Origin of the sequence: Candidatus Endomicrobiellum cubanum (assembly GCF_031278955.1) — a bacterium.
GTDB classification, from domain to species: domain Bacteria; phylum Elusimicrobiota; class Endomicrobiia; order Endomicrobiales; family Endomicrobiaceae; genus Endomicrobiellum; species Endomicrobiellum cubanum.
Window position 1 is genome coordinate 25,502 of the sequence record NZ_JAITJM010000052.1, and the last position, 13,277, is coordinate 38,778.

General features: G+C 29.8%; 14 protein-coding genes. 5 read left to right on the top strand and 9 right to left on the bottom strand.

Annotation, left to right across the window (positions count from 1 at the left end; genetic code table 11):
• Positions 1-2 precede the first annotated feature (2 nt).
• The gene (locus LBD57_RS04870) at positions 3-1,229 is read right to left on the bottom strand and encodes an FtsX-like permease family protein (protein ID WP_373470210.1); all 1,227 of its coding nucleotides are present in this window, start codon (positions 1,227-1,229) and stop codon (positions 3-5) included.
• A 5-nt stretch (positions 1,230-1,234) separates the two neighbouring features.
• Positions 1,235-2,704: a lysine--tRNA ligase gene (gene lysS / locus LBD57_RS04875; RefSeq protein ID WP_373470211.1), complete on the bottom strand. Its 1,470-nt coding sequence runs from the start codon at positions 2,702-2,704 to the stop codon at positions 1,235-1,237.
• Between the two features lie 627 nt (positions 2,705-3,331).
• On the opposite strand from lysS, the gene LBD57_RS04880 reads away from it, so the two are divergent.
• Positions 3,332-3,610 (top strand): hypothetical protein, encoded by a 279-nt coding sequence (locus tag LBD57_RS04880; protein ID WP_373470212.1) that lies wholly within the window; start codon positions 3,332-3,334, stop codon positions 3,608-3,610.
• A 67-nt stretch (positions 3,611-3,677) separates the two neighbouring features.
• Here LBD57_RS04880 and priA read toward each other — a convergent pair whose 3' ends face one another.
• From priA to gmk, 6 genes are read right to left on the bottom strand one after another with little or no spacing between them, the layout of a single operon-like run.
• Positions 3,678-5,666, bottom strand: coding sequence for a primosomal protein N' (gene priA / locus LBD57_RS04885; RefSeq protein WP_373470213.1), 1,989 nt, complete (start codon positions 5,664-5,666; stop codon positions 3,678-3,680).
• Complete coding sequence (locus LBD57_RS04890; RefSeq protein ID WP_373470214.1) at positions 5,663-6,415, bottom strand: uracil-DNA glycosylase; 753 nt, start codon at positions 6,413-6,415, stop codon at positions 5,663-5,665. Before LBD57_RS04890 ends, priA begins: the two co-directional genes overlap by 4 nt.
• Complete coding sequence (locus LBD57_RS04895; protein WP_373470215.1) at positions 6,363-7,022, bottom strand: phosphopantothenoylcysteine decarboxylase; 660 nt, start codon at positions 7,020-7,022, stop codon at positions 6,363-6,365. Before LBD57_RS04895 ends, LBD57_RS04890 begins: the two co-directional genes overlap by 53 nt.
• Entirely contained in the window at positions 7,015-7,566 is a 552-nt protein-coding gene (locus LBD57_RS04900; protein ID WP_373470216.1) for a flavoprotein, read from the bottom strand. Before LBD57_RS04900 ends, LBD57_RS04895 begins: the two co-directional genes overlap by 8 nt.
• A gap of 2 nt (positions 7,567-7,568) precedes the next feature.
• Positions 7,569-7,799, bottom strand: a complete 231-nt coding sequence (locus LBD57_RS04905; RefSeq protein WP_373470217.1) for a hypothetical protein — start codon at positions 7,797-7,799, stop codon at positions 7,569-7,571.
• A 45-nt stretch (positions 7,800-7,844) separates the two neighbouring features.
• Positions 7,845-8,432, bottom strand: coding sequence for a guanylate kinase (gmk, locus tag LBD57_RS04910; protein WP_373470218.1), 588 nt, complete (start codon positions 8,430-8,432; stop codon positions 7,845-7,847).
• Between the two features lie 215 nt (positions 8,433-8,647).
• Here gmk and hydE point away from each other — a divergent pair, with 215 nt between their 5' ends.
• Positions 8,648-9,703, top strand: a complete 1,056-nt coding sequence (gene hydE / locus LBD57_RS04915) for a [FeFe] hydrogenase H-cluster radical SAM maturase HydE (RefSeq protein ID WP_373470219.1) — start codon at positions 8,648-8,650, stop codon at positions 9,701-9,703.
• Positions 9,704-9,750: 47 nt separating this feature from the next.
• Positions 9,751-10,824, top strand: a complete 1,074-nt coding sequence (gene mnmA, locus LBD57_RS04920; protein ID WP_373470220.1) for a tRNA 2-thiouridine(34) synthase MnmA — start codon at positions 9,751-9,753, stop codon at positions 10,822-10,824.
• Here the strand turns inward: mnmA and LBD57_RS04925 are convergent.
• Positions 10,814-11,149, bottom strand: a complete 336-nt coding sequence (locus tag LBD57_RS04925; RefSeq protein WP_373470221.1) for a DUF192 domain-containing protein — start codon at positions 11,147-11,149, stop codon at positions 10,814-10,816. The genes mnmA and LBD57_RS04925 overlap by 11 nt on opposite strands.
• Before the next feature lie 22 nt (positions 11,150-11,171).
• On the opposite strand from LBD57_RS04925, the gene LBD57_RS04930 reads away from it, so the two are divergent.
• Together LBD57_RS04930 and LBD57_RS04935 are read left to right on the top strand one after the other, a co-directional pair.
• Complete coding sequence (locus LBD57_RS04930; RefSeq protein WP_373470222.1) at positions 11,172-12,191, top strand: hypothetical protein; 1,020 nt, start codon at positions 11,172-11,174, stop codon at positions 12,189-12,191.
• A gap of 110 nt (positions 12,192-12,301) precedes the next feature.
• On the top strand, positions 12,302-13,277 hold a 976-nt coding region (locus LBD57_RS04935; protein WP_373470223.1), incomplete at its 3' end, for a hypothetical protein.

Below are 13,277 nucleotides of genomic sequence, written 5' to 3' on the forward strand. Positions count from 1 at the left end.
TACTATCCAAATCTTATAGCTTCTAGAGGATCTAATTTAGAGACCCTGTATGAAGGATAAATACCTGCCAAAACAGTTATCATAAATGCGCTTAAAGCAACAAATATTACATCTTGCCACATCACGCATACTGGTAACTTATCTACATAATAAACCGCTTTAGGAAGATTAAATATGTTCAAATACTTTAAAGAAAAACTTATACCCAGACCAAAAATAATACCCAAAAATGTACCTATTAAACCTACAGTAATACCTTCGTAAAAAAAAATTTTTGAAATAGAAAACTTACAAAAACCAACAGCAGACATTATTCCTATTTCTTTAGCCTTTTGCACACTCAAAAGCAAAAGATTAGAAACTATATTAAATGCTGCCACTAAAATTATAAGTCCTAAAATTAAAAACATCATTATTTTTTCTAATCTTAAAGCATAAAAAAGATTTTTGTTCATATCTATCCAAGATTTAGCTCTATAAGGATATGTTAAACTTTTTTGTATTAATGACGTTACTTGATCAGTTTTATCTAAACTTTTTATATGGACATCTAACCCTGTAACAGCATTCTCTATATCAAACAAATCTTGCCCCTCTTGTAAGTCTATAAAACCTAAAGAAGAATCAAAGTCGTAAATACCAGATTTAATAACTCCAGCTACTTTAAACTTGTACATTTTTGGCAAACTTGTAAAACTCTCCGGGAACATTAAAACGACATCATCTCCAGAACTCACAAAAATATTTCGTGCAAGTTCCTGACCTACTATTATTGAACGTTTTCCTATTGTACTAGAATTAAAATGTACATCTGAAGACACTATTTGCTTTGATAACCCAAGAATACTATCTTCTTGCTTATAGTCTATAGCTTTTACTATTATACCTGAATAAGAAGCATTTTGCCCTCTAATAACGCCTTGTTTGTATATAAAAGGCAACACACTTGTAACAAACTTATTCTTTTTTACTATATTTTCAATACTTTTATAATTTTTAAAAATATCACCATCTACTCTACTAACAACTATATGAGGTTGAATACCTAAAATCTTATCTTTAATATCCCTTTGAAATCCACTCATAACTGCTAAAGTTATAACCAAAGCTGCAACTCCAAGAGAAGTACCACCAATAGCAATTAGAGTAGTAGTAAAAGAAAACAAACTCTTTTTTCTTGCTTTCAAGTATCTTAACGCTATAAAAAGTTCTACAGGTATTACACTCATAAAGATTATTCAGGCCTCATTGCAGGAAACGTTATTACTTCTCTGATTGATTCTAGGCCTGTTAAAACCATAACAAGCCTATCTATTCCTATACCAAGACCACCGGTAGGAGGAAGCCCTTGCTCCAAAGCAAAAATAAAATCATTGTCATAAGGCATAACTTCATCATCACCTTTCTTTTTTGCTTCCATCTGCTGAACAAATCTCACTTTTTGAAGCTCTGGATCATTGAGTTCAGAATAAGCATTTCCTATTTCCATACCATTTATGTAAAGTTCAAACCTTTCAGCTATTTCAGGTTGATCAAATTTTACTTTTGAAAGAGGAGAGTAAACTGCAGGATAATCTGTAACAAAAGTAGGAGTATTTAAATTAGGAATAACTTTTTGATCAAAAACTTCATCTAATATTTTTTTATCTATAACATCTTTAGGAAGATCAAGGTTTAAATGTTTTACTTGTTCAAACATCTTTCCACTTTCAACATATGGAAGTAAATCTAGTCCTGTATATTCCTTTATCAAGTCAAACATTTTTGCTCTTCTAAAGTTTAAATTGATCTTAGAGTCAATTTTTTCAGCTGCTGTTTTAATTAAGGCTTCTGTCAAGTCCATCATGTCATTATAATCTGCATAGGCTTGATAAAGTTCCATCATGGTAAATTCTGGATTATGATTTTTATCTATCCCTTCATTTCTAAAATTCCTGCCTATTTCAAAAACTCTATCCATTCCTCCAACAACCAAACGTTTTAAAAAAAGTTCAGGTGCTATTCTTAAAAAAAGATCTATATCTAAAGCATTATGGTGGGTTACAAAAGGTTTTGCATTAGCTCCTCCAGCAAGAGATTGAAGAATAGGAGTTTGGACCTCTATAAAGCCTAAATCCTCTAATTTATGCCTTATAGCCGATATTATAAGACCTCTCTTTACAAATATCTCTTTTACATCCATATTTGCAATTAAATCAAGATATCTTTGTCTATACCTTGTTTCTGTATCTTTAAGGCCATGCCATTTTTCTGGAAGGGGTCTAAACGCCTTAGTAAGCATTGTCCACTTTTTAACCATTATACTAAGTTCATTGGTTTTAGTTCTAAAAGGAGTTCCCTCCACCGCAATAAAATCAGATAAGTCCACCATATCTTTAAATAACTTGTATTCCTCTTGACCTACTTGATCAGACCTAATATATATCTGAATTTTAGCATGACCATCTCTGATATCTAAAAAAGCTGCCTTACCCATATTTCTGTAAGTCATTACTCTTCCAGCAGCTTTAACGTTAACATCTGAAACTTGACCTGTTTGTAAAGAAGAAAACTCCTTTTGTAAATCTAAATTATTTTTATCTAAAACATATTTTGCTGGGTAAGGGTTTATCCCAACTTTAACAAGATCTTTTGCTTTCTGCTTTCTTTGTTCTATTATTTGTTCAATAGGAGGCATTTGTTGAAGTTGTTCTTTTTTTTCCATTTGAAATGTTTTCCTTAAGCTAAAAAATTTGTTATTATTTCTATTTAAAAACAGTAAATAACGATTCTTGATTTTACCATTTTTTATAAATACGGTCAAAAAGTATAAATATAAAATAAAGACAATAATTTCTCTAAACCCTATGCATATAATGTTGTAAATTTTTTGACAAATTAAGGTAAGAACCGCAGGGTTTATCGTATATAAATACAAGTTTTTAACGCAGCAGTGCCAAAAGGGCACACTAAAAATATACTCATGTAATAAAAGATTGTAGGGAAAAAGTATCCTATAGAGTTGACAATTAATATTGAATTCAAAAATGATATATTTTGGAAAACTAAAATGAGAAAGTCTGGAATCGAAAAAAATTTACCTCTGTAACTCCAACAAGCCTCAAGGACACTAAAATATCTGTTGGGAAAATCATTATGATTTGCGGACGTATAGGTTCTGGAAAACTACTTACGCAAAAAAACTGATGTCATAAAATTTGTATCTCAACTTCTCACAGGACGAATTGATGCTTTATGTTTTTGGTAAAGATTATTATCAAGAACAGCCAAAGTTGTATGAAAAATATTGTAATAAAATTACAGAATACACTCAAAAAAAAAAGCGGCAAAGTTGGCTTTATTAGGTATAAATGTGATTATCGAGAATAGTTTTTGGTCGAAGATAGAACGAAAAGAATATAAAGCATTTTATGGATCAAAAGGTATTCCGTCTGAATTACATTATATTGATACACCACAGGAACAACGAACAAAAAATATCAAAAAGAGGAACAAAGAAATTGCAAATGGCTTGAATTTCTTTCTTGTGCAAGAAGAAAGTGACATCAATCATTTTTTTGAAGAACCTAGCAAGAAAGAGGCTGATGTTTGGGTGAAATGGCTATGCTAATCGATCTAACCAAAACTAATTTTTTATTAGTAAGTCCTCATAAAATTGACAAGTTAAGCAGTAATAGTCAAATTAATTCTGATGGCATTATTTCTGTTATAACAGAAGTTCCTGGAGATTGTTTTATGTCTTCTATAGATTTTGCAAGATTTAATATATTATCTTTTTTGCCTTTAATTATTATATGTTTTCTAAAAAAATTATTTACTTTAACAATATATGCTGGCACTGGCCCTAAAAAAGTTAAATCTAATTTATACTTTTCATTTAAATCTTTAAATAAGTAAAACAGTTTTTGAGAATCCTCATCTACCTTTTTCTCGCTTTTATTTTTAATAGAGATCTTTGCAATGTAACAATATGGAGGATAATTTAATTTCCTTCTTTGCTCTATTTCTGTATTATAAAAAGATATATAATCATTTTTTTTTGCATATTCTATTGCATAATGAGAACCATGATTTGTTTGCACTATAACACTACCTTTTATATCACCTCTCCCACTACGTCCAGAAACTTGTGTTATAAGTTGAAATGTTTTTTCTACAGACTTAAACCCTGGTAAATATAAAGATGTATCTGCATCTACAATACAAACTAAACTCACCTTAGGAAAGTCAAATCCTTTTGCAATCATCTGCGTGCCAATCAACATATCAAACTCTAAATTTTTTATCCCGTTATAAGCTATTTCATAGTTTTTTTTTGATGTAGCTGTATCCCCATCAAGCCTAAAAATTTTTGCTGTAGGGAAAAGTTTTTTTAACTCATCTTCAACTTTTTGAGTGCCAGTTCCAAACACCATTATATCTTTACTTTTACATGTAGGACACGTTACTGGCAAACTTTTAGTTTCTCCACAATAATGACATCTTAAAATATCAGGATTTTTATGAAAGACCATGGATATGGAACATTTAGAACATTGATAAACATTGCCACATTTTCTACACATTATAGTAGAAGAATAGCCTCTGCGATTCAAAAAGATCATTGCTTGTTCTTTTTTAGCAATTGTATTTGATATTGCTTGGACAGTTTCAGAAATAAATAAACTGGATTTAAATCTATTGTTTAAAGGCACAATTTTTAACTCTGGAAAACTTTTATTACCTATACGTTCTTTCATTTCTATCAAAGTAATTTTATTTTCTAGAGCATCTTTATAGGTTTCCAAAGACGGCGTAGCTGAACCAAATATTACTACACCATTATTATAGTTAGCTCTCCATTCGGCTACTTCTCTAGCATCATAAGATGGTTTTTGTTCTTGTTTATATGTATGTTCGTGCTCTTCATCAACAATGATAAGTCCTAAATTTTTAAAGGGAGCAAAAATTGCAGACCTTGCTCCAATCATAATTTTTATTTCAGCGTTTTGCGCTTTTAAAAATAGTTGATATTTTACAGTATTACTAATATTACTATGCCAAACACCTAAAATTTCCCCAAATCTTTGCGCCATAATATTAACAAATTGAGTTGTAAGAGAAATTTCTGGTATAAGCATTATGGCACTTTTCCCTATTTCTAAAACTTTTTCTATAGATTTTATATATACTTCTGTTTTTCCAGAAGCTGTCACTCCATGAATTAAAAAACAAGAATTTATATTTTTTTCTAGTGAAGAGTTTATTAAAGATACTGCATTTGCTTGCCAAGAATTTAAAACATGTTCTTCTTTAACGTCTTTCTTTCGTAAATTTTTAGATTTTAACATTCTTTTCGGAACTTTCATGGAGATAGGAACAGCAGATGCTAACGCTTCGCCAAACGAACAGACATAATTATTTGCAATATAATTGCTTAACATAATAGTTTCTTGTGTAATAAGAGAGACGTCATCTACAACATCAACAATTTTTTTAAGCTTTAATTTTGATGTATCTTCTAAATTTATATCTTTTAAATCAATTACATATCCAATCAAAATTCTATTTGCGAAAGGAACTTTTATCCTTTTTCCGAGAAAACTTTGAGAATTTATATTTTCTAAAGGTAAATAATAAAAAGTTTTATTTAAAGGTATGGGAAGAGCGACTTCTAAAACAATCATATTTCACCAGTATTTAAAAAATGCATTACTTTTTTCATATCTTCCCAAACAAACTTTTTTAAACTAGAGTTGCGAAGCAATGCTGAAGGATGATATGTGGGCACAAGTTTAACGCCATTATATTCTTGAATTGTACCCCTTATTCTGCTTATAGGTTCTTCTCTATTTAAAAGACCTTTGGTAGAAGACGCCCCTAAAGTAACAATAATCTTAGGTTGTATAATATTTATTTGCATATCTAAATATTTTTTGCAAACTTGCATTTCTAAAGGTGTTGGAGGTCTATCATTTTCCCGTTTTTCTGGGTTTGAAGGATCTATCATAGGATGACATTTAACAATATTTGCTATATATACAGTATCCCTGGTTTTACCCATAGCCTCAATAATTTTAGTTAAAAGTTGACCTGCTCTTCCGATAAATGGTTCCCCTTTATGATCTTCATCATATCCTGGTCCCTCTCCAATAAACATCAAGTCTGCATTTGCAAAACCATGTCCAAAAACAGCTTTCAACCGTGTTGTCCCTAAAGAGCACTCCTTACAATTATCTACTTGCTTTCTTAAAGATTCCAACTGTTCTTTAGATGTTAGAGGTTTTTTAGTAAAAATTTTCTGTTGTTTTTCTGGAATCGTTTTATTGCTAGGTTTTTGACTAGTTTTATAAATTTCTGTTTCACCCCAATTATCATAATCTTCAAGAGTTGACTTTGCAAGATTTAATATTTTTAAATACTCTGATTGTTTCATTGATAATTTTCTCAGCTATAATATTTTTACTTCTATTTTTTATTTCTAAAATACTATTTGAAGTAATTATACTTACAGTACTATTTTTAGAATTAAAAGTGCCTATACCATTAGCTACAATTAAATCCAACTTTTTATTTTTTAACTTTAGTAAAGCATTTTTTATTAAATCTTTTGTTTCTAAGGCAAAACCTACAACAACTTGGTTATGCTTATTTTCCCCACAATATTTTATTATATCAGGGTTTTGTTTAAGTTTTATTGTCATCACAGAAGGCGTACAGTTTTTTTTTATTTTATGTTTACTTATTTTTGTAGGCCTATAATCTGCAACTGCTGCCGCATTTATAACAATATCTGCTTTTTTAAAGTTAAGTTGTGCAGCTTTAAACATGTCTAAAGCTGTTATAACATCTATAATCTTTACGTATTTTGGCAATACTTTTGCCGGACCAGAAATAAATATAACATCATAACCTTTTTTAACTGCAGCTTCTGCTAAAGCACTGCCCATTTGTCCAGAAGATTCATTACTTATATATCTTACAGGATCAATGTGCTCTTTGGTTGGGCCAGATAGAATAAGAAACGTAATTTTTTTACTCATTAATCAACATTTCCTCAACACTAGAAACTATGACCTCTACCTTAGCAAGACGACCATTGCCACAATCTCCACAAGCAAGTTCTCCACTTTCGGGCATAACAAAATTGTATCCATAACTTTTCAAAGTTTCAATATTATTGCAAACTGCCTTATGATTAAACATATTACAATTCATAGCTGGACATATTAAAATCTTTGCATTAGTAGCAAGAACTATACTAGAAAGCAAATCCTCGGCTCTGCCAACAGCAAGTCTTGCAATTACATCTGCAGTGGCTGGCGCTATAACAATAATGTCTGCTTTCTTTGATAAAGAAATATGGTTAACATCATAATTTTCAACCTCTTCAAAGAGATCCTGATGGACCTTATTCCCTGACAAAGTTTGTAAAGTAAGTGGCGTTATAAAGTTAGATCCATTCTTTGTTAAAATGCATTCTACATTAGCTTTTAATTTCACAAGCTGTCTTATAATATCACAAGATTTATAGGCTGCAATACCACCACAAATCCCCAAGATAATATTTTTATTTTTTAAAGACATTTTTAATTTTCTTTTATTTTTTTGCGTAACTCTTCAATTTTCTCTAAAGTTGCTACACCAGTTATAACATCATTTAAAGTTTTGTTAATCAGCTCTGTTTGAGGCAATTTCTTAAACTCTTCGTTATATTTATTTACTAAAATCCAATTTAATGCCATTTTAACTATTTCGTATCTTCCGAGACTAGATGATGAAACTGCCTCTCTTAATTGAGTATCTGTTAATTGCGCCATTCTTTTTGTTCCCCTTTTATTAAAGGTCTGTCTAAAGACCATAAATTAATCAAAATATTTTTGATTTTTTAGTATTTTATATTTTAACGATTTTATAATAGTTTTCACAGAGTCTATAGCTTTTTCTAGATTATCATTTACAACAAGGTACTCATACTTTTTTAAGTATTGTATTTCTTTTTTGGCATTATTAAGACGCACATTTATTGTTTCCATGCAATCTTTATTTCTTAAAATTAGACGCTTCTTTAAAACATTAATACTTTTAGTCATAACAAAAATCATGCAAGCATGCGGATATTGTTTTTTTATTTTTAGTCCGCCCTGAACATCAATTTCTAAAAGAACATTTTTTCCAAAATTTAATATCTTATTCACAAGTTCTGTTGAAGTACCATAATAATTATTGTGTACTTTAGCATATTCAACAAACTTTTTTTCTTTAATCATTTGTTTAAATTCAGTCTCTTGTACAAAAAAGTATTCTCTAGAATTTTTCTCCCCACTACGTGGGAATCTAGTTGTATAAGATACAGAACGCACTATATTTTTGTCGCTTTTTACAATAGCATCGCATATAGTTGTTTTACCTGCTCCTGAAGGAGCAGAAATTACAATAATATTGCCTACCATATCAAAGTTTATCCTCAATTATTAAATAAACCATTTAAAATATGTAAACTACTGTAACATTCTACATATTTTAAAAGTTTTTTGCACGCAACAGCGTGTAAATGATTACCATAAGATTTTGTGATTTATGTGTTTAGCACCTAACTTGCCCGGTTTTTGAGGAAATTAGAAATGAACCATCTCCTTTATTGTTCATTTTTGATACAATAACGTAAATGAAAAATAATATAAACTACATATTGCAAAAATCTATAAATTCTCATAATTTAGATGAGAAAGAAATACTGCTTCTATTAAAAACCAAGAGTATCAAAAAACTTACTTCTTCTGCAGATATGATAAGAAAGAAATATTTAGGAGATGAAGTACATTTAAGAGCATTAATAGAATTTTCAAATTATTGCAAACAAAATTGTCTTTACTGTGGACTACAAAAAACTAACTTAAAATTAGAACGATATCGTATAAAAGAACAGGATATAATCAATTTAGCAAAGCAAGCTAAAAATTATGGATATAAAACTGTAGTTTTACAGTCTGGAGAAGACCCCTATTATACTATAAAAAAAATGGTATACATAATATCTGAAATAAAAAAGTTAGACCTTGCAATAACTTTAAGTATTGGTGAAAAAACTTTTAATGAGTATAAATCATATAGGCAAGCAGGTGCTGATAGATATTTGCTTAGAATAGAAACTACAGACGAAAAGCTTTACAATAAACTTAACCCTGGTATGAATTTAAAAAATAGAATGCAGTGTCTTGAAAATATCAAAAAAATTGGATTTGAAGTAGGCTCTGGAATAATGGTTGGACTTCCATGGCAAACACTTGAAAGTATTGCAAAAGATATTATATATTTAAAGTCTATACCAGTAGCTATGGCAGGCATAGGTCCTTTTATTTATAACCCAGATACGTCCATATCACATCTTGAAAAAATAAACAAGAATAATCATTTTGATTTATCTCTTAAAGTGATGGCTATTTTGCGTTTAATCATGCCAGACATTAATATACCAGCTACAACTGCTATGGAAACTTTAGACCACAATGGAAGACTTATAGCTTTGCAAAGTGGTGCAAATGTAGTTATGCCAAACGCTACAGAAACTATTTACAGAAAAAAGTATGAAATATATCCAGGAAAAATCTGTTTAAATGATTCTCCTGGTCATTGTAGAACTTGTATAGAAAGCAAAATCAAATCTATAGGTAGGTTTATCTCTAAAAGCAAAGGATTTCACAATTCTAATGTTGCAATATAGTTTGGGGTATCTCTAAAAACCTTCAGTTAAATTACGGAGATTTCAGTATGAAAAAGATTTTAGTTGGTTTAAGTGGCGGCGTGGACTCTGCTGTTGCTGCTTACTTATTAAAAAAGCAAGGTTTTGATATAACAGGAGCTATGATGTCTATTTGGGATAATTCTTATCCAAAACCTAAAAATAAAAGGATTGATGCTTGCCTTGGTCCAGAAGAGGAAGATATTGAATCTGTAAAAAAAATTGCAGATTTTCTAGAAATACCCTTGTATATATTAGATTGTAGAGAAGAATATAAAAAAGTTGTTATAGAAAATTTTAGAAATGAGTATAAACAAGGACGTACTCCAAATCCCTGTATATGGTGCAATACTTACATAAAGTTTGGAGTTTTACCAACCGCAGCAAAAAAGAATGGTCTTATCTTTGACAAGTTTGCTACAGGTCATTATGCAAACATAAAATTTGACAATTCTACAAATATGTATCACCTCTGTAGAGCATTTGACGAAACTAAAGATCAGACTTACTTTTTGTATAGATTAAATCAAAAAATTCTATCTGAAACAATATTCCCACTAGGAGAACTAAAAAAAGAAAATGTAAGAGATATTGCAAAAGAGATTGGGCTTTCTGTAGCGCAAAAACCGGACAGTCAAGATTTTTATTGCGGAGATTATAATGATATACTGCAATTTCCTGTAAGTTCTGGAGATATTATAAACAAAAACGGAGAAGTGCTTGGTAAACATAACGGGATTTGGAACTACACTATAGGTAAACGTAAAGGACTAGGTTTATCTGGTGGAACAAAAGAGCCTTTGTATGTAATAAATATTTTAGCTAAAAAAAACGCTATAGTAGTTGGCGCTAAAGAAGATTTGTATTCAAAATCTTTAGTTGCCACAAAAGTTGCTTGGGTGTCTATCCCAGTTCCCACGCAAACAATAGAGGCAACTGTAAAAATTAGACAACAGCATAAGCCTGCAAAAGCTAATATTACTCCTATTGATAATATTTCTGCAAAAATTGAGTTTGAAAAGGAACAAATGTCTATTACATCTGGACAAAGCGCAGTCTTTTATAAAAACGATATAGTTTTAGGTGGTGGTATTATCTTTTGATCTGATTTTTTGATATTTCATTTATCAGTAGAATGTCACTAATCATGATATCTTTAAGTTCTGCTATATTTGATGGAATTTCAAGAATAGAAAATGAATTTTTTACTGGAAGTATGATTCTGAAAGGTCTAATATTTTTAACAATTTTAACAACTTTATTTTCTTTATCTAAAAAAATTATATCCAAATTAAATCTCATAAAAAAAGTGTGTATTGATTTACAATTTTTAAACAATAATGCATAATTTGCATCTTTTTTAAACATAAAACCTAAAAATTTACTAAAAAATGTTTTTGCAACTTTTATTTCAATATTAATTTCCATTTTTTTATGATATAATCCCCTGATGAAGAAAAACATTATATTTTTATCATTTTTCTTACTTATAATTTTGAGCGGAGTTTTTTATATATTAACTAACTTACTCTCAAAAAACAAGGCAAAAGAATTAGAGTTTTTAGCCACTGAAAGAGTAAAAGCACAAATAACTATATTACTACCTTATTTTAACAAATCACTCGAAACTTCAGATGATATAAATCTTCTTACAAACATTGAAAATCTTTCAAAATCACAAAATATTTCATCTTGTTTTATCCTAGATTCAAAAAACAAAGTGCTTATTCATAACAATACAAACCAGTGGAATGTGGAAAAAAATTCCCAAATTTATACCATAGCTACAACACATAAAACATATACTGTTCAAAAAACAAGCAATCCAGAAATTTTATTAATATCACAGTCATTAGCTTTCAATCATACATTATGTTGTATTGTTTCTATAAAAAAAACCTTAGAAAATGCAAACTATTGGCAAATAAAATATTTTACCATAGCAATAAGCAGTACTATCTTAATACTTACGTTATTCTATTTTCTTGCAAAGTTAATAATACTTTTGCCATTTAACAGAATAAAAAAATCTTTAGAACGCCAGTATTTAAAAGATCATACCGATAATGATTATAATGAAATTACAGATATTTTTATAAAGCAAAAAGATAAAGAATCACAAAAAATACAAAGGCTTTTACAAGAAAACCAAAGTTTAAATAAAATTATTGAATATGTCCAAAATGAGCACAAACAAAATAATCTAGCTTTAATAATTTTAAACTCATTTAAACAAATTGTGTATGCCTATGACGACACTAAGATCTTCTTAAAAGAAAACTTTAAAATAAATAATCATATTTTTGAAAGCTCAACAAATATAACTCTTATAAATATGGTTTCTTTTTTAAACCAAAATTTAAATGATAAAGTTATAGAGCATTTCCAAAATTTTACAGTCATAGCTCAAACTATTAAGGATAACCATACACTTTTTGGAATTATCATAAAAATTACAAATATTTTATAGAAAAAGGTAATGATTTGAAAATAATGATCTTGTTAAAAACTATTAAAAATTTTACCATTTATAGTTTATTAATTCTGTACGTATTTATTTCGTTTTCTTTTGCAAGCGAAATGACGGATTTAATAAATGTTACAAAATACCACAAGCTAGGTTTTAAAGGGCAGGGCGTTAAATATATTGTTCTTGATGGTAACTTTAGCGGATGGTGTAATTTAAGAGCCCAAGGTATTAATATTCAGAGTGACGGCACTGTACCTGATAATGATGATACTGAGTGGGGGCATGGCACTTCTATGGCTGCAGCTTTTTACGAAATAGCACCTGAAGCTGAAATTTATATATCAAACTATGGATACGCTCCCGGCCCTCTGCCCGTGCTATTCATAAATTGGTTACAAACGAAAGGCATTACTCTAGTTTCCCAATCACGAGATGAGAACAGCTATTCCCCTGGGAGAACCTTTTTAGAACCACTTACAGATCTTGAGGACTGCGTAAATGCGGGTATAACAGTTTGTACAATAGCTGGAAACAACGCTCAAAAGACCGTAGGATTTCATTTAACAAAAGAATCTGGCAGCAATAGAATGTTGTTCCCGAATGGAACAAATCATTTAGATTTTATTTCTTCACGAAAAGATACTTCATTCCGTATAGATTTTGTAAGATCAGGCAGCCAAAGAATTCACTCAGAATATACTTGTACAATCACTAATACGCGCACTGGAACGATAGTAACAAGTAATACGATCGTGAGTACACATTATGGTGGTGACTCCCTTAGAGATACAAAAGAAATAGGAGATAAGTATAAGTTGGAAATAACACAAGTTATCGATACAAGTGACTCCTTAGATGTTTTGATGCTAGTATCTTCTTTAGCATTTAGTTTTCCTTTTCCAGACATAAATGAAGATTATATGAAGTACAGCGCAAATAGAATAGGTCTATCTACAAAAATAATTGAAGTAGGAGCAATATTAGTTTCAGATTATAATAAAAGGGACGTGGTATCAAGTGTAAGTGGATGGGGACCTATACCAGAAGATGTTGATGATTTAGGGACTGTAGTAGTACCATACACAA